Source organism: Streptomyces sp. NPDC046303, assembly GCF_055588085.1.
On sequence record NZ_JBVJFA010000014.1, the window covers coordinates 45,208 to 62,210 of the forward strand.

16 protein-coding genes are annotated in these 17,003 nt (G+C 72.6%); 9 read left to right on the forward strand and 7 right to left on the reverse strand.

All coding sequences use genetic code 11. From position 1 onward, the window contains the following. Window positions 1-13: 13 nt before the first annotated feature. Window positions 14-1,039, reverse strand: coding sequence for an aldo/keto reductase (locus tag ACZ6I1_RS16635; RefSeq protein WP_469287727.1), 1,026 nt, complete (start codon window positions 1,037-1,039; stop codon window positions 14-16). Then, on the reverse strand, window positions 1,036-1,428 hold the full coding sequence (locus ACZ6I1_RS16640) for a MerR family transcriptional regulator (protein ID WP_469287729.1): 393 nt from the start codon (window positions 1,426-1,428) through the stop codon (window positions 1,036-1,038). The genes ACZ6I1_RS16635 and ACZ6I1_RS16640 overlap by 4 nt, the downstream gene beginning before the upstream one ends. A gap of 51 nt (window positions 1,429-1,479) precedes the next feature. Between ACZ6I1_RS16640 and ACZ6I1_RS16645 the strand changes: the two genes are divergently transcribed. Continuing rightward, window positions 1,480-2,301 carry a serine hydrolase domain-containing protein gene (locus ACZ6I1_RS16645; RefSeq protein WP_469287731.1) on the forward strand — a complete coding sequence of 274 codons (822 nt, stop codon included), beginning with the start codon at window positions 1,480-1,482 and terminating at the stop codon, window positions 2,299-2,301. Here the strand turns inward: ACZ6I1_RS16645 and ACZ6I1_RS16650 are convergent. Beyond that, window positions 2,298-2,963: a pirin family protein gene (locus tag ACZ6I1_RS16650; RefSeq protein ID WP_469287733.1), complete on the reverse strand. Its 666-nt coding sequence runs from the start codon at window positions 2,961-2,963 to the stop codon at window positions 2,298-2,300. The two genes, ACZ6I1_RS16645 and ACZ6I1_RS16650, sit on opposite strands and share 4 nt — an antisense overlap. Before the next feature lie 133 nt (window positions 2,964-3,096). Here ACZ6I1_RS16650 and ACZ6I1_RS16655 point away from each other — a divergent pair, with 133 nt between their 5' ends. The 5 genes from ACZ6I1_RS16655 to ACZ6I1_RS16675 all read left to right on the forward strand — a co-directional run bounded on the left by ACZ6I1_RS16655 (window position 3,097) and on the right by ACZ6I1_RS16675 (window position 7,957). Continuing rightward, window positions 3,097-4,263, forward strand: coding sequence for a PucR family transcriptional regulator (locus ACZ6I1_RS16655; protein WP_469287735.1), 1,167 nt, complete (start codon window positions 3,097-3,099; stop codon window positions 4,261-4,263). A gap of 89 nt (window positions 4,264-4,352) precedes the next feature. Further along, window positions 4,353-5,270, forward strand: a complete 918-nt coding sequence (locus ACZ6I1_RS16660; protein ID WP_469287737.1) for an ACP S-malonyltransferase — start codon at window positions 4,353-4,355, stop codon at window positions 5,268-5,270. Between the two features lie 19 nt (window positions 5,271-5,289). After that, a complete protein-coding gene (locus ACZ6I1_RS16665; protein ID WP_469287739.1) occupies window positions 5,290-6,294 on the forward strand; it encodes a beta-ketoacyl-ACP synthase 3 in 1,005 nt (334 codons plus the stop codon). Window positions 6,295-6,351: 57 nt separating this feature from the next. After that, the gene (locus ACZ6I1_RS16670) at window positions 6,352-6,600 is read left to right on the forward strand and encodes an acyl carrier protein (RefSeq protein WP_401243698.1); all 249 of its coding nucleotides are present in this window, start codon (window positions 6,352-6,354) and stop codon (window positions 6,598-6,600) included. Window positions 6,601-6,679: 79 nt separating this feature from the next. Continuing rightward, complete coding sequence (locus ACZ6I1_RS16675) at window positions 6,680-7,957, forward strand: beta-ketoacyl-[acyl-carrier-protein] synthase family protein (protein ID WP_469287741.1); 1,278 nt, start codon at window positions 6,680-6,682, stop codon at window positions 7,955-7,957. Window positions 7,958-8,017: 60 nt separating this feature from the next. Here the strand turns inward: ACZ6I1_RS16675 and ACZ6I1_RS16680 are convergent, their stop codons facing one another. Continuing rightward, window positions 8,018-8,512, reverse strand: a complete 495-nt coding sequence (locus ACZ6I1_RS16680; protein ID WP_069920163.1) for a DUF3145 domain-containing protein — start codon at window positions 8,510-8,512, stop codon at window positions 8,018-8,020. Window positions 8,513-8,761: 249 nt separating this feature from the next. Between ACZ6I1_RS16680 and ACZ6I1_RS16685 the strand changes: the two genes are divergently transcribed. Next, on the forward strand, window positions 8,762-9,661 hold the full coding sequence (locus ACZ6I1_RS16685; protein ID WP_469287744.1) for an SGNH/GDSL hydrolase family protein: 900 nt from the start codon (window positions 8,762-8,764) through the stop codon (window positions 9,659-9,661). A 108-nt stretch (window positions 9,662-9,769) separates the two neighbouring features. On the opposite strand, the gene ACZ6I1_RS16690 is transcribed toward ACZ6I1_RS16685, so the two are convergent. Beyond that, entirely contained in the window at window positions 9,770-12,211 is a 2,442-nt protein-coding gene (locus tag ACZ6I1_RS16690) for a beta-glucosidase (RefSeq protein WP_469287746.1), read from the reverse strand. 196 nt (window positions 12,212-12,407) lie between these two features. On the opposite strand from ACZ6I1_RS16690, the gene ACZ6I1_RS16695 reads away from it, so the two are divergent. Both ACZ6I1_RS16695 and ACZ6I1_RS16700 read left to right on the forward strand, forming a co-directional pair. After that, window positions 12,408-12,986 (forward strand): TetR/AcrR family transcriptional regulator, encoded by a 579-nt coding sequence (locus tag ACZ6I1_RS16695; protein WP_446587652.1) that lies wholly within the window; start codon window positions 12,408-12,410, stop codon window positions 12,984-12,986. 23 nt (window positions 12,987-13,009) lie between these two features. Further along, complete coding sequence (locus tag ACZ6I1_RS16700) at window positions 13,010-13,726, forward strand: carbon-nitrogen hydrolase family protein (protein ID WP_469287748.1); 717 nt, start codon at window positions 13,010-13,012, stop codon at window positions 13,724-13,726. 8 nt (window positions 13,727-13,734) lie between these two features. Here ACZ6I1_RS16700 and ACZ6I1_RS16705 read toward each other — a convergent pair whose 3' ends face one another. Further along, window positions 13,735-15,321, reverse strand: coding sequence for a DUF2142 domain-containing protein (locus tag ACZ6I1_RS16705; protein WP_469287750.1), 1,587 nt, complete (start codon window positions 15,319-15,321; stop codon window positions 13,735-13,737). A 13-nt stretch (window positions 15,322-15,334) separates the two neighbouring features. Next, entirely contained in the window at window positions 15,335-16,990 is a 1,656-nt protein-coding gene (locus tag ACZ6I1_RS16710; protein WP_469287752.1) for a hypothetical protein, read from the reverse strand. Between the last annotated feature and the right edge of the window lie 13 nt (window positions 16,991-17,003).

Consider the following 17,003-nt stretch of genomic DNA (forward strand, 5'->3'; position numbering starts at 1 on the left):
CCGCTCCCGCGCCTCAGCCCTCCCGGGAGGCCGAGGTGAAGGTCATGTCCGGGTAGCGGTCCCCCGCCACCCGGGAGGCGATCGGCTCCAGCAGCGCCAGCTCCTGCGCCGTCAGCGTGATCCGGGTCGCCGCCACGTTCTCCCGCAGCCGCGCCGCCTTGCGGGTCCCCGGGATCGGGACCACGGTCAGCCCGTGCACCCGCGCCCGCTGCTGCACCCAGGCCAGGGCGATCTGCGCCGGGCTCGCCCCGTGCGCCGCGGCGACCTCCCGGACGGGGGCCAGCAGCGCCGCGTTCGCCCTCGCGTTCTCGCCGGTGAACCGCGGCTGGTGGCGGCGGAAGTCCCCGTCCGCCAAGTCCGTCGACGCGTCGGCGAAGGCCCCCGTCAGGAAACCCCGGCCCAGCGGGGAGTACGGCACGAAGGCCACGCCCAGCTCGGCCGCCGCGCCCACGGCGCTGCGCTCCACGTCCCGGCTGAACAGCGACCACTCCGACTGGAGCGCCGCGATCGGGTGCACGGCGTGCGCCTCGCGCAGCTCCGCGCCGGTGACCTCGCTGAGCCCGAGGTGGCGCACCTTGCCCTCGCGCACCAGCTCCGCCATGGCGCCCACCGACTCGGCGAACGGCACCGCCGGGTCGCGCCGGTGCATGTAGTACAGGTCGATGACGTCCACGCCGAGCCTGCGCAGGCTGCCCTCCACGGCCCGCCGGACGTAGGCGGGGTCGTTGCGGACACCGCGATAGTGCGGGTCCTCGTTGCGCTCTATCGCGAACTTCGTCGCGAGGGTGATCTCCTCGCGGTGCGCGGCCACGAAGGGGGCGAGGAACTCCTCGTTGCGCCCCAGCCCGTAGACGTCGGCCGTGTCGAAGAGGGTGACCCCGGCAGCCAGCGCCGCCTCCAGGGTCTCGCGGGCCGCCGCCTCGTCGGTGTCCCCGTAGAACTCGCTCATGCCCATGCAGCCCAGGCCCTGGACGCCGACCAGCGGACCGCCCTTGCCCAGTTCGACCCGCTCGATGGTGGTGCCGTCGTGCTCCGTCATGGATGCGCCTTCCCCGCGACCGCGTTCATCGCATAAAAATCGATCTTGTAGTCCAGTACGGCGAGCGCGTCCGTCAGCTCCGCGAGCCGCGCCCGCACGTCCCGCCGCGTCGCCTCCAGCAGCTCGCGGCGCTCGTCGAGGGTGTGGTCCCCCTCACGGACCAGCTCCGCGTAGCGGACCATGTCCGCCACCGACATCCCGGTGGCCCGCAGCTTGCCCACGAACGCCAGCCAGTCGAGGTCCTTGTCGCTGAAGCGCCGCTGCCCCGAGTGGGACCGGTCCACGTGCGGCATCAGGCCGATCCGCTCGTACCACCGCAGCGTGTGCCGGCTCAGACCGGTCCGGGCCTCGACCTCGCTGATCGTGTACCGCGTCTGCGTCAGGCTCATGGCCCCACGCTAAAACCCTCGAGTGCACTCCAAGCAAGTAGGCTCGACGCCATGGAGAGCTTGCGGATCATCGAGAACTGGCCGGTGCAGACGGCCGCGGCGGCCGTCGTACGCGCCGACGGCGGAACGGCCGGCTCCCACGGACCCGTCGGCCACCGCTTCGCGCTGGCCTCGGTCACCAAGCCGCTCGCCGCGTACGCGGCCCTCGTCGCGTACGAGGAGGGGGCGATCGAGCTGGACGAGCCGGCCGGGCCCGAAGGGTCGACGGTCCGTCACCTGCTCGCGCACACCAGCGGGCTGGCCTTCGACGAGCACCGGGTGAGCGCCCCGCCCGGGCAGCGCCGGCTGTACTCGAACGCCGGTTTCGAGGTGCTCGGCGACCACATCGCCAAGGCCACCGGCATCCCGTTCGCGCAGTACCTGCACCAGGCGGTGTGCGAGCCGCTGGGCATGACCTCGACCACCCTGGAGGGTTCGCCCGCCAAGGACGGCGTCTCGACCGTTTCCGACCTCGTACGGTTCGCCGCCGAGCTCCAGGCGCCCCGGCTGCTCGACGTCCGCACGGTCGCGGCGGCCACCTCCGTCGTGCACCCCGGCCTCAAGGGCGTCCTGCCGGGCTACGGGCACCAGTCGCCCAACGACTGGGGTCTGGGCATGGAGATCCGCGACGGCAAGGCACCGCACTGGACGGGCACTTCGTCCTCCCCGCGGACCTTCGGGCACTTCGGCCAGTCCGGCACCTTCCTGTGGGTGGACCCGGACGCCGGCGCCGCGTGCGTGGCCCTGACGGACCGCGCGTTCGGCCCGTGGGCGGTGGAGGCGTGGACCCCGTTCACCGACGCGGTCCTCGCCGAGCTCCGCGCACAGCGCTAGGCGGTCTGTGCGGGCAGCTCCCAGATCAGCAGCTCGCCCGGGGATCCGGCGACGACCTCCAGGTCCTTCTCGCCGGTGATCCGCGCCGCGTCCCCGGGGCCGAGCTCCTGCCCGTCCAGGCGCAGGTCCCCGCGCACCACGTGCAGGTACACCCGCTCCGCCGCCGGCAGGGGGACCCGCTCGCCCGCGCCCGGCCGCCGGACGTGCAGCACGGCGCCCGCCGCGGGGACCGGGTAGGGCGCGGCGTCGGCGAGGCCCCGGACCACCTCGTACGAGGGCTCGCCGCCCGGGGTGAGCGGCGCGAGCCACGTCTGCACGAAGCGCAGCCGCCCCTCGCCGTCGTTGCGCTCCACGTGCCGGGCGCCCGATCCGGCGCTGAGCCGCTGTACGTCGCCGGGCCGGACCACGCCCTCCTCGCCGGTGTCGTCGCGGTGGGTGAGCTCGCCCTCGACGACCCAGGTGACGATCTCGGTGTGGCTGTGCGGGTGCTCGTCGAATCCGGCGCCCGGGGCGAGGGTCTCCTCGTTGCAGGCCAGGACCGGGCCGAAGCGCAGGTTGTCCGGGTCGTAGGAGGACCCGAAGGAAAAGGCGTGCCGGGTGGTGATTCCGGCGGCCGGATCCCCGCCCTCGTACCGGTCGGCGCCGCGGCGTACATCAATCATGGGGGCCACCGTAGCCCCCGGGCCGGGGCCGGGCACGGGGACCGGACTCCGCGCTGCCGTCCCGATAAGGCAGTCTTGTCACGTGCCCCAACCCGAACGTGAGCATTCCCCCGCGACACACGCCGCGCATCCCGTGCCCGCCCATCCGCACACCGCGACGCTGCGCCGGCTGGAGAAGTCCTCCGGCCGGCTCGCCGCCAACGCGATCGCGCGGATGGACGAGACCCTGCCGTGGTACCGGGCGATGCCCCCGGAGAACCGGTCCTGGATCGGCCTGGTCGCCCAGGCCGGCATCGCCGCGTTCACCGAGTGGTTCCGGCACCCGGAGACCCCGCAGGCGATCTCCACCGACGTGTTCGGGACGGCTCCGCGGGAGCTGACCCGGGCGATCACCCTGCGCCAGACCGTCGAGATGGTCCGCACCACGATCGAGGTCATGGAGACCGCGATCGAGGAGGTGGCGGCCCCGGGCGACGAGCAGATCCTGCGCGAGGCGCTGCTCGTGTACGCCCGGGAGATCGCCTTCGCGACGGCCCAGGTGTACGCGCAGGCCGCCGAGGCGCGCGGGGCCTGGGACGCGCGGCTGGAGTCGCTGGTCGTCAACGCGGTGCTGTCCGGTGAGGCCGACGAGGGCGCGCTGTCGCGGGCCGCGGCCCTGGGCTGGAACTCCCCGGAGCACGTGTGCGTGGTGCTGGGCACCGCGCCGGAGGGGGACAGCGAGCTGACGGTCGAGGCGATCCGGCGCGCGGCGCGGCACCACAAGCTCCAGGTCCTGACGGGCGTGCTCGGCGACCGGCTGGTCGTCATCGCGGGCGGCAGCGACAACCCGATGCAGGTGGCGAAGTCGCTGATCGGGCCGTTCGCGGCCGGTCCGGTGGTGGCCGGCCCGGTGGTGGCCGATCTGCTGAACGCGACGAAGTCGGCGCAGGCCGCGGCGGCCGGGCTGAAGGCCTGCACGGCGTGGCAGGACGCCCCGCGCCCGGTCCTGGCGGACGATCTGCTGCCGGAGCGGGCGATCGCCTCGGATCCCGCTGCCCGGGAGCAGTTGGTGGAGGAGATCTACAGACCGCTCGAAGAGGCGGGGTCGGCGCTGCTGGAGACGCTGAGCGTCTACCTGGAGCAGGCGAGCAGCCTCGAAGGGGCGGCCCGCATGCTGTTCGTGCACCCGAACACGGTGCGCTACCGGCTGCGACGTGTGACCGACGTCACCGGCTGGTCCCCTTCTGATGTCCGCTCGGCGTTTACGCTGCGGATCGCCCTGATTCTGGGGCGTCTGGCCGACGGTGACGGCCAGTCCTAGACTTTTGTCGGACATCAACAATTACCCCGACGGTTCTTGGTCCCTGTCCCCACGGGCGGCAGGGACCCTCCACAAGAGAGAGTGTGAGGGTGCTCGTACTCGTCGCTCCCGGCCAAGGCGCTCAGACGCCCGGCTTCCTGACTCCCTGGCTCGACCTCCCCGGTGCCGCTGACCGCGTCGCCGCCTGGTCGGACGCCATCGGGCTCGACCTCGCCCACTACGGCACCAAGGCCGACGCGGACGAGATCCGCGATACGGCCGTGGCGCAGCCGCTGCTGGTCGCGGCGGGTCTGCTGTCCGCCGGCGCACTCGGGCCGGCCTCGGCCTTCGGTGCCGTCGCGGGCCACAGCGTCGGCGAGTTCACGGCCGCCGCGTACGCCGGTGTCCTGTCCGACGCCGACGCGCTGTCGCTCGTCCGTACGCGCGGTCTGGCGATGGCCGAAGCCGCCGGCGTCACGGAGACCGGCATGGCCGCGGTGCTCGGCGGTGACCGCGACGTGGTCGTCGCGCACCTGGAGGCGCTGGGTCTGACCCCGGCCAACATCAACGGCGCGGGCCAGATCGTGGCCGCCGGCACCACGGAGCAGATCGCCGCCCTGGTGGCGGAGAAGCCCGAGGGTTCCACGAAGGTCGTCGCCCTCAAGGTCGCGGGCGCCTTCCACACGCACCACATGGCCCCCGCGGTCGATACGCTGGCGAAGGCCGCCGCGGCCCTCTCTCCGGCGGACCCGGCGCTGAAGTACGTCTCGAACAAGGACGGTCTTGTCGTCACCACGGGCGCCGACGTCGTCGCCCGACTGGTCGGCCAGGTCGCGAACCCGGTCCGCTGGGACCTGTGCATGGAGACGTTCGCCGAGCTGGGCGTCACGGGGATCATCGAGCTCTGCCCCGGCGGCACCCTGACGGGTCTGGCCAAGCGTGCGCTGAAGGGCGTACCGAACGTGGCGCTGAAGACCCCGGACGATCTCGACAAGGCCGCGGCGCTCATCGCCGAACAGACGGCCTGAGAGAAGGAGCCCACACAGCATGTCCAAGATCAAGCCGGCCAAGGGCTCCCCCTACGCCCGCATCCTCGGTGTCGGCGGCTACCGCCCGACCCGTGTGGTGCCCAACGAGGTCATCCTCGAGACCATCGACTCGTCCGACGAGTGGATCCGGTCCCGTTCGGGCATCGCGACCCGGCACTGGGCCTCGCCCGAGGAGACCGTCGCCGCGATGTCGGTGGAGGCCTCCGGCAAGGCGCTGGCCGACGCCGGTGTCTCCGCCGAGCAGATCGGTGCCGTGATCGTCTCGACGGTCTCGCACTTCAAGCAGACCCCGGCCGTCGCGACGGAGATCGCGCACCGGATCGGCGCGGTCAAGCCCGCCGCCTTCGACATCTCCGCGGGCTGCGCCGGTTTCGGCTACGGCCTGACGCTGGCCAAGGGCATGGTCGTCGAAGGCTCGGCCCAGCACGTCCTCGTCATCGGCGTGGAGCGGCTCTCGGATCTGACCGACCTGGAGGACCGCGCGACGGCCTTCCTGTTCGGTGACGGCGCCGGCGCCGTGGTCGTGGGCCCTTCGGACGAGCCGGCCATCGGCCCCACGGTGTGGGGTTCGGAGGGCGACAAGTCGGAGACCATCAAGCAGACCGTGCCGTGGGACGAGTTCCGCAGCAAGGACAGCGCCGAGAAGTTTCCGGCCATCACACAGGAGGGCCAGGCGGTGTTCCGCTGGGCCGTCTTCGAGATGGCCAAGGTGGCCCAGCAGGCGCTCGACGCCGCCGGGATCACCGCGGACGACCTGGACGTCTTCATTCCGCACCAGGCAAACATGCGGATCATCGACTCGATGGTGAAGACTCTGAAGCTGCCGGAGCACGTCACGGTCGCCCGTGACGTGGAGACCACCGGCAACACCTCGGCCGCCTCGATCCCGCTCGCGATGGAGCGGCTCCTGGCGACCGGAGCGGCGAAGAGCGGCGACACCGCGCTCGTCATCGGCTTCGGGGCGGGACTCGTCTACGCCGCGACGGTCGTTACCCTCCCCTAGGGCCGGGATCCGATCCCAGCCCTGTTCCACCTCAGTTAGCTATAGAAGGAGCGCCACATGGCCGCCACGCAGGAAGAGATCGTCGCCGGTCTCGCGGAGATCGTCAACGAGATCGCGGGCATCCCGGTCGAGGACGTCGAGATCGACAAGTCCTTCACCGACGACCTGGACGTCGACTCGCTGTCCATGGTCGAGGTCGTCGTCGCCGCCGAAGAGCGCTTCGACGTCAAGATCCCGGACGAGGACGTCAAGAACCTCAAGACGGTCGGCGACGCCGCGAAGTACATCCTGGACAACCAGGCCTGAGCCTGACGAGCGTTTGTCGCCACCTGGCGGTGGCGCCGTGACAATTCAGCACCCCCTGAGACGTGGAGAAAGAATTCCTGTGAGCCCGACCAATCGCACCGTGGTCGTCACCGGTATCGGCGCAACCACTCCGCTGGGTGGCGACAGCGCTTCGACCTGGGAAGGTCTGCTCGCCGGCCGTTCCGGCGTAAAGCCCCTCGAGGGCGAGCGCTTCGCCGAGCTCCCGGTCCGCATCGCCGCACCGGCCGCCGTGGACCCCAGCGAGGTCCTGCCCCGGCCGCTGGCCCGCAAGCTCGACCGCTCGGCGCAGTTCGCCGTCATCGCCGCCCGGGAGGCGTGGGCCGACGCCGGCTACACCGACCCGGCCGGCGCGGAGGACACCACGGGCGCTTCCATCGCGCCCGACCGTCTGGGCACCGTGATCGCCTCCGGCATCGGCGGCGTGACGACCCTGCTCGACCAGTACGACGTGCTGAAGGAGAAGGGTGTGCGCCGGGTCTCCCCGCACACCGTCCCGATGCTCATGCCGAACGGGCCGTCCGCCAACGTCGGCCTGGAGATCAACGCCCAGGCGGGCGTGCACACTCCGGTCAGCGCCTGCGCGTCCGGCGCCGAGGCCATCGGCTACGCCGTCGAGATGATCCGCAGCGGCCGTGCCGACGTGGTCGTCGCGGGCGGCACCGAGGCGGCGATCCACCCGCTGCCGATCGCCGCGTTCGCCAACATGATGGCGATGTCCAAGAACAACGAGAACCCCGAGCAGGCTTCCCGCCCGTACGACAAGGCCCGTGACGGCTTCGTCCTCGGCGAGGGCGCGGGCGTCGTCGTCCTGGAGTCCGCCGAGCACGCCGCCGCGCGCGGTGCCCGGGTCTACTGCGAGGTGCTGGGCCAGGGGCTGTCCGCGGACAGCCACCACATCGCGCAGCCGGAGCCGACCGGCCGCGGTGTCGCGGCCGCGGTGCAGAACCTGCTCGACAACACCGGACTCGACACGGCCGAGCTGGTGCACGTCAACGCGCACGCCACGTCCACCCCGCAGGGTGACACGGCCGAGCTGAAGGCCCTGCGCAAGGTGCTGGGCGACGACCTCGACCACATCGCGATCTCCGCGACCAAGTCGATGACCGGTCACCTGCTGGGCGGTGCGGGCGGCATCGAGACCGTCGCGACCGTACTGGCGCTGTACAACCGGCTGGCCCCGCCGACGATCAACGTCGACGCGCTCGACGACGACATCGACGCGGACATCGTGCGCGGTGAGCCGCGCAAGCTTCCGGCCGACGGCCCGATCTCCGCGATCAACAACTCCTTCGGCTTCGGCGGCCACAACGTCACCCTGGCGTTCCGTACCGTCTGACCCGTACACGCGAAGGGCCCCGCTCGGCATCTGCCGGGCGGGGCCCTTCGCGTGTACGGGTCAGACGACCTGGTGGAGCCAGCGCACCGGGGCGCCTTCGCCCGCGTAGCGGAAGGGCTCCAGTTCGTCGTCCCAGGGTTTGCCGAGCAGCTTGGCGATCTCCGCCTCGAGATCCGTTTCGCCGCGGCCGGAGCGGGCCAGGGCGGCGCGCAGCCGGTCCTCGGGGATCAGGATGTCGCCGTGCATGCCGGTGACGGCGTGGAAGATGCCGAGCTCCGGGGTGGAGCTGTAGCGCTCGCCCTCGGCGGTCGGACAGGGTTCCGCGGTCACCTCGAAGCGCAGCAGGTGCCAGCCGCGCAGTGCGGAGGCGAGCTTCGAGGCGGTGCCCGCCTCGGCCTGCCAGGAGAACTCGGCTCTCCAGGTGCCGGGGGAGGCGGGCTGCCTGATCCAGTCGAGGTTCACCCGCACCCCGAGCACGCCCGCAACAGCCCATTCCACGTGCGGGCAGAGCGCGCGCGGTGCGGAATGCACGTACAGAACTCCACGTGTCGTCACCGGGACCTCCAGTGTGGGACGAGGTCGGGAATAAACTCCAGAAAACGGACAGTATGTGACGTGATGTAATGTAACGGAAATTATTTGACATTGCGCTACGGGACCTGCGGCCGAAACGCCACGGGAAAAAGCTACCGTGCGTCAGGGGTCATGATGTGACGTACGGTCGCTCCGAGGCCGGTAAACACAGAGCTTTCACTCAGCAGGACCCCCCGGACGACGCAGGGGTGTCAAGGAGGGGACCATCCGATGCGCACCACCGCTCCGCGCCGCCGCCGCGCGCGCCGGACCCTCGCGGGCGCGGGAGCGGCGGCCGTCCTGCTGGGCGGGGCGCTGACGGGGTGCGGGCCGGCCGATTCGGGCGGGGAGGGCGAGCGCGGGGCGCAGGCCGCGCCGCGCTGGAACACGGCGCCCGCCTCGATCGCCGCCGTCGGCGACTCCATCACCCGTGGTTTCGACGCCTGTTCGGTGCTGGCCGACTGCCCGGAGGTCTCGTGGGCCACCGGGAACGATCCGGAGGTCCGCTCCCTGGCCGCACGGCTGCTGGGGGACGCCGAGGCGCCTGCCCGCAGCTGGAACCTCGCGGCGACCGGCTCGCGGATGGCCGACCTGCCGGGGCAGCTGTCCCAGGCCGCCGCGTACAAGCCCGACCTGGTCACGGTCATGGTGGGCTCGAACGACGCCTGCCGGCCCACGGCTTCGTCGATGACTCCGGTGGCGGAGTTCCGGGCCGGGTTCGAGGCCGCCCTCGCGGGGCTGCGGGCCGCTTCCCCCACCACCCAGGTGTACGTCTCCAGCGTCCCGGACCTCCAGCGGCTGTGGGAGCAGGGCAAGGACGACCCGATGGTGCGCAAGATCTGGAGCCTGGGCATCTGCCAGTCGATGCTCGCCGATCCGCTGTCGGCGGGCTCGGGGGCGAAGTCCCGGCGCGAGCAGGTGCGGGCGCGGGTGGTCGAGTACAACGAGGTCCTCCGCGAGGTGTGCGCGAAGGACGCGCTGTGCCGCTACGACGGCGGGGCGGTCTTCCAGTACCCCTTCTCGGCAGAGCAGTTGAGCCGCTGGGACTGGTTCCACCCGGGCAAGGACGGGCAGGCGCGGCTGGCGGAACTGGCGCACCGACAGGTGACGGCGGCGCAGCCGCCACGTTGACGCGGCGGACCGGAGGCGGTGTCAGGTCCGCCTCCGGTCCAGTCCGAGAGGACGCGGCAGGGGGTTATTTCCGGCCATTTCGTCCTTGCGGCGTGTCGTGACGCTGTGTCACGCGATGTCGAGCGTGGCCGCCAGCCGCGTGTCACCGTGCGAGTGGCTCGCGCGGACCTCGTAGCTGCCGCCGATCCGCTGCCAGCCGCCGGCCTGCTCGTCCCAGATCTCGAAGGCCCGGGCGGGCAGGGGGATCTCGGCCTCGACGCTCTCGCCGGGGCCCGCCTCGACGCCCGCGAAGGCGGCCAGCCAGCTGGCCGGGCGCTCGACCGTGTCGCCGACGGGGGCCAGGTAGACCTGCACGACCTCGCGGCCGGGCCGGGTACCGGTGTTGGTGAGGCGGACCCGGGCCGTGGTGGCGGTGGCCTCGAGGGACTCGTACGCCCAGTCGGTGTAGCCGAGGCCGTGCCCGAAGGGGAAGGCGGGCGTGACGCCGTGCTTCTCGTACGCCCGGTATCCGATGAAGAGCCCCTCGCGGTACTCCAGGCGCCCCCCGGTGGGCACGACCTCGGTGACGGGCGCGTCGGCGAACCGCGCCGGCCAGGTGGTGGGCAGCCGCCCGCCCGGCTCCACGTCCCCGAGGAGTACGTCGGCCAGCGCGGCCCCGCCCTCCTGTCCGGGGAACCAGGTCAGGAGCACGGCGGCGACGTCCTCGCGCCACGGCAGCTCGACCGGGGAGCCGGCATTGACGACGACCACGGTGTTCGGGTTGGCGGCGGCCACGGCGCGCACCAGGTCGTCCTGACGGCCCGGCAGGGCCAGGTCCTTGCGGTCGAAGCCCTCGGACTCGACACGGTCGGTGGTGGCGACGACCACGACGGCGGTGTCGGCGGCGCGGGCGGCCGCCACGGCCTCGGCGATGAGCTCCTCCGCGTCGCGCCGAGGGCCGAGGTGGAGCAGCGAGAACATGATCGCCTTGAGCGGCATCGCGGTCATGTCGGGGACGTGGAACGTCAGCGAGACCTCGACCGGCTCGCCCTCGGTGAGGTCGATCCGGGCGCGTTCGGCGGGGGCGCCGAAGAAGGCCTCGAAGGGGTCGGCCTCGTCGCCCATCTGCTGGACGCCCTCCCAGAGGGTCCGCCCGCCGACGGCGAGGGTGAAGGCGCCCAGGCCCCGGGTCCCGAAGACGTGCTCGCCGCTCTCGCGCGGCAGGAAGGTGCCGGTGACCTCGATGGTCGCCATCGTCTCGTAGGTGGCGCCCGCGGGCAGGTCGTCGCCGATCCACTGGACCTGGCCGGACGGCAGGCTGCCCTCGCCGAGGACGGCGCCGGAGGCGTCGCGGCAGACGGCGCGGAGCGCGAAGCCCTTGTCGGCGGGGGCGGGTTCGTCGGACGGGTCGGCGCCCAGGCAGTAGGTCAGCGCGCCGTCCGGGAGCGCGGCGGTGAGCCCGTCGAGCGGGGAGACGATCCGTTCGGGGAAGACGGTGGCGGAGCCGCCGCCGAGGACCCGGGCGTCGCGGGCGGCGGCGCCCATGAGGGCGACGGTGCGGCCGTCACCGGCCTGCAGGGGCAGGGCGGCGTTCTCGTTGCGGACGAGGACGAAGCCGCGGGCGGCGAGTTCGCGGGCCAGCGCCTCGCCGTCGACCGGGGCGGGGGCCTCGGGGACGGCGGCGGGGGCGCCCTCCAGGATGCCGACGCGGGCGGCGAGGCGCAGCACGTTGCGTACGGCGTCGTCCACGACGGACTCGGCGACCTCGCCGGCGCGGACGGCCTCGGCGAGTGCGGATCCGTAGACGGTCTGGGGTCCGGGCATGGCCACGTCCAGGCCGCCCTCGATGTCGCCGGTGGTGGAGCGGGCGGCCATCCAGTCGGAGACGTTGTAGCCGTCGAAGCCCCATTCGCCGCGCAGGACCTCGTTGACCAGGTACCGGTGCTCGGTCATCGTCGTGCCGTTGACCTGGTTGTAGGCGGTCATGATGCCCCAGGGGTGGGCGTTCGCGACGATGGCCTCGAAGGGTGCCAGGTACAGCTCGCGCAGCGGCCTGGGGGCGATGACGTTGTCGACGGTGAACCGCTCCGTCTCGGCGTCGTTGCCGGCGAAGTGCTTGACCGTGGTGCCGACCCCGCCGTCCTGGACGCCGGTGACGTACCCGGCTCCGACGGCGCCGGTCAGGTACGGGTCCTCGGAGTAGCACTCGAAGTGGCGGCCGCCGAGCGGTGAGCGGTGCAGGTTGACGGTGGGTGCGAGGAGGACGTGGACGCCCTTGCGGCGGGCCTCCTGGGCGAGGAGCCGGCCGGCGCGGCGGGCGAGGGCGGGGTCCCAGGCGGCGGCGAGCGCGGTCGGGGAGGGCAGCGCGATGGACGGGTCGTCGGCGGTCCAGCGCACGCCGCGGACCCCGATGGGGCCGTCGGACATGACCAGGGACTGCAGCCCGATCTCGGGGACGGCGGGCAGCGACCACATGTCCTGGCCGGCCAGCAGGCGGGTCTTGGTGTCGAGGTCCAGCTTGCCGAGCGCCGCTTCCACGACGTTGTTGCGGACCTGATCGGCATCGGTCACGGCCGTGCCTCCTCGTTGAGTGCGGTGCGAGTGCGGTGCGGATGCGGTGCGAGTTGGTGCGAGTGCGGTGCGGGTGCCCCCATCGTGGACCTGTTGCCTGTAGAGCGGTAGGTCTCGTAATCTTTTCGTGATATTCGAATGCCGTACGGTGCCTACGGTGCTGCCGACGGGCGACAACGGAAGGGGTGCCGGGCCGATGGCCAGGGCGAGGAGCGAGGAGCGGCGCGAGGACATCGTCCGCGCCGCCGTCGAGGTGATCGCGGAGCGCGGGTACCGGGGCGCGTCCCTGGGGGCGGTCGCCGAGCGCGTCGGCCTGACCCAGCAGGGACTGCTGCACTACTTCCCGACCAAGGAGGCCCTGCTGGTCGCGGTGCTGCGGGAACGCGACCGCTGGGACACGGGCGGCGGCTCGCGCGCCTCGGCGGACACCTGGCGCCTGGACCTGCTGGCCTCACTGGTGGAGTACAACGCCATGCGCCCGGGCATCGTGCAGACCTTCTCGGCGCTGCTGGGCGAGAGCGTCACCGACGGGCACCCGGCCCGGGAGTTCTTCACCGAGCGCTACGCGCAGGTGCGCGGCGAGATGGCGGCGGTCCTGCGCGCCGAGTTCGGCGAGCGCCTCCCCTCGGGCCTCACCCCGGAACAGGCGGCCCCGCTCCTGACCGCGGTCATGGACGGCCTCCAGTACCAGTGGCTCCTCGCCCCCGAATCCGTGGACATGCCCGCGGCGTTCCGCTCCTTCCTGACCCTGCTGCGCGGGCCTGCGGAGCGCTGACGGCATGTCCTAGGGTGAGCCGGATGAAGATCGCCGCAGCGCAGCTGACCTGCGTACCCGCCGATGTCCGCGCCAACGCCGCGCAGGCCGCCGCCCTCGCCGTCCGGGCCCGCGAACGGGGCGCCGCGCTCGTGGTGTTCCCCGAGCTCGCGCTCACCGGCTACGAGCTGGACGCGCTGGCCGCCGACCCGGGGCTCATGACCCCCGCCGACGACCCCCGGCTGGATCCGCTGCGCTCCGCCGGCATCGCCACGGCCGTCAACGTCGCACTGCCGGCCGGCGACGGGCGGCCCGCCATCGCGACGCTGGTCCACGACGCGGACGGGGCGCACGTGACCACGTACCTGAAGCAGCACCTCTACCGGCACGAGCAGGACGTGTTCCGGCCCGGAGACCGCGACGGGCGGTTCGAACTCGGCGGGATCCGCTTCTCCTTGGGCATCTGCTACGACAACCACTTCCCCGAGCTGTCCGGCCGGGGCGCCGCCGACGGCTGCCGGGTGCACCTCGCGTCGTCCCTGTACGGGACGGGCGAGGGCGTCCGCGAGCGCGCGGGCGTCCACCCGGGGATCGCGGAGGAGCACGGCCTGTACGTCGTCCTCGCCAACCACGTCGGCGCGGCGGGCCCGTGGACCGGCTGCGGCGGCGCGGCCGTGTGGGCCCCGGGCGGCGCGCTGCTGGCCGAGGCGGACGACCGTACGCCGTCGGTGGTGTGCGCCGAGATCGGCGCCACCACCTGACGAGTGCGTCAGGCGGGCTCGGGGACCCGCGAGTGGCGGCCCGGGCTCGGGGTGTCCAGGTCCGGGGGCAGCGGCGGCGCCGGCTTGCGGTCGGACATCAGGGCCGCCACGACGATGGCGAGGGCCGCCACCGTGTACACGCCGGTCCACAGGACCCACCCGCCGGGCGGTGCCCAGTGCGCGTGGGTCGCCAGCCACGAGCCCTTGGTGCCGACGGCGAAGCGGCGCAGCGTCCAGTAGAACGCGGCCGCGTTGGCCAGCGCGAGGCCGGCGACGGCGAAGCCGACCAGCCGCCGCCACGGGAAGCCCCGTTCGGCGGCGCGCGTGGCGCAGATCAGCACCGTCATCAGCGGCAGGCCGACGGCGAAGGGCAGCAGGTAGCGGCCCTGCCACACCATGCCGATCCGCTCCGCTTCCGAGGCCTGGGCGGCCACCGGGACCAGCACGATGGCCGCGAGCATGCCCAGGACCGCCACCACGTCGCGCGTGCGGCCGTAGACCAGCGCCAGCACGGCGAGGGTCCCGAGCACGGCCATCCACACCACGTACGTGAGGGCCGGGCCCGGCGTGTCCAGCCAGCCGAAGAACCCGATCATCTGCTTGATGTACCACTCGGTGTTGCCCAGGGTGCGCTTCGCCGCCACGCCCGCGGTCAGCGAGTCGGGGATGTCTATCTTCGAGTGGTCGGGGTGCCGCGCCGCCCAGAACAGCGCACCGGCCGTCGCCAGCCCCAGCAGGGCCGCCCACATCCACAGGGCCTTGCGGCGCAGCACGGATCCCAGGACGCCGCGCCGCTGCGTGAGCAGCAGGCAGAAGACCACGGCCCCGGCGAACCAGATCAGTCCGAGCGGCCGGATGTTGATCAGTACCAGTCCGCCGATGCCCAGCCGGGCGAGCCGGCGGTTCAGCAGCCGGGGGTCGGGCGCCAGCACGATCGCCAGCAGGGCCGTCCACACCAGGATCCCGGCGGCGATCTCACCGCCGCTGGGGTTGACCATGCCCCCCATGTACAGGGTCATCGGCGTGGCCGCGGCGAGCACGCCCAGCATCGCCAGGGAGCGCCGCCGCCATTCGGCGGCCGTGACCACCGCGCTGGCCAGCAGCGCCGAGCAGAGCAGCGCCGAGACGAAGCGCATGAGGTACAGCCCCTTGGGGCCGTCGACGAGCAGGCTCGGCCAGCCGGTCGCCAGGTAGTAGGCCGGGTGGTAGCGGCCGGCGGCGGTGGTGGCCTGCGCGATCTTCTCGGAGTTCCCGAGCGGGGGCGCGCAGGACGCGGGCCGTGACTGGTGCCAGGAGTAGCACTCGTGGACCGTGGGCAGGTTCCGGTACCACTCCGGGAGCTGCACCCCGGCCTCCGCGAACTGCCCCTCGATGCCCGCCACCGTGTGCGGGACCATGACCTGGGTCCCGCCGATCTGGCCCCGGGCGACGGCCGCGGCACGGATGAAGTGCGCGTGCTCGTCGGGGGAGCTGCCGAGCGGGCTGGCCGCGGACCAGGAGCCCGCCAGCGCGAAGAACAGTGCGAACGCGATCAGCCAGAGCCGCTTGGGGGTTCTGGCCGACCAGTCGGCCAGCCGCGTCAGTGCGGAGATCATCGGTTCCCTCGAGTCATCGGATGAAGCTCAGCCAGCTCTGGTCGCCGTCCTTGGAGCACGTGCCGCCGGGTGCGTACTTCGGGCAGCTGCCGTCCTGCTCCGTGATGGTGTGCGACACCCAGGGCAGGATGCGGTAGGTGTTCTCCTTGGCCGGCATGTAGCGGTCGGCCATCGAGGAGGACACGGTGCCGAGGAGCAGCAGCAGGGCGCACAGCGCTCCGATCACCGCCCCTTCGCGGGCCGGGAAACCGGTGCCGGCCCCGGCCTCGGCCTTGCGCGCGGCCATCCGCTGCGAGACCAGGTGGGCGACGAGCGCGCACAGCAGCAGCCCGCAGTAGAGCAGCTGGTTGTTGGTCCGGGTGTACAGCTGGACGGTCTGCGTCTCGTACATGTGCGAGGCGATGTACATGCGCATCACCCACGCGCTGATGAACATGGCGGCGATGGTCACGACCATCGGCTTGCGGATGCCCAGCCAGATCGCGGCGCCCAGGCAGACGAAGGTGACCAGCGCGAACAGCCCGACCCCGCCGTACTCGCCGGGCGGCGGCCACTCCCCCACCTTGCCGGGCATGTCGGTGCGCCACATGAGGTAGTACGCCGGGTCGGTGAAGTTGTCGAACCGGAAGTTGTAGTCCTTGGTGGTCTGGCCCTCGGTCAGCATGACCATCAGGTAGCGCCCGGCGACCGCGAGGAAGGCCGCCACGGTGGTGCCGAGGAAGGCCGCGCCCTTGAGCCGGCCGAGCCGGCCGGTCCGCCACGGGAAGTACAGCAGCGCGGCGAAGAACACGCCCGCCGCGCTCCACAGGAACCAGCCCGAGTACGTGAGGAACAGCACGCCGAGCAGCGCGCCGAATCCGGCGGCCTTGACCAGGAGCGGCCGCCAGGCCTGCGCGGCGCTGCGGCTCAGCGACACCACCAGCGCCACCAGGACGGGCACCAGCAGCACGAGGACGGTCTGGCTGTACGGCTTGTACGCGTCGATCAGCGCGAAGGCCGGGGCCACGCCGAAGGCCAGGGCCCGGACCGGGCTGAGCAGCATGCGCCAGCTGAGGTAGACCAGCGGACCGAAGGCGGCGGCCCCCAGGATCTGGAGGTCCTTGAAGGCGTACGCGGTGTTGCCGCCGCGGAACCATTCGGCGTAGTGGCCGAGCGTGTAGAGGGGGGCCGGCGGGTAGACCGGGGAGCCCGAGGGGCGGCCGTCGGCCACGGCGTGGGCCCACTCGACGATGCGGCCGCTGTCGCCGTTGAGGCCGAACATCGGCCAGGGCGTGCCGTGCAGGGCGAGGACCGCGCCGGCGGCGACGAAGCCGCTGGCCAGACCGGCGAGGGCGGCGGACGCGATCCGGGCGGCCAGGTCGAAGTGCCGGCCCTGGCGCAGCCGCAGGGCCAGCGCCGCCGCGGCGATGAACAGCAGCCCGACGAGCGCGAACCGCAGCTGGATCGCGGCCAGGCCGCTGACCTGGGCGATCCGGTCCAGGGGGTCGAGCTTGAAGCCGCGGGCCAGCAGTGGGAGCACGAGCGCCGCCGCGAACGCGACGACGGCTTCGAGCAGCAGGAGCGTGCCGCGGGAGCCCGGCCCGCGCCGGACGGCCGGTATCGGGCGGGCGGACGTGGCCGGCCCGCCCGGGGGCAGCACGGTCGCCGTGCCCTCGGTACTGACTGTCACTGCTCTGTGTCCC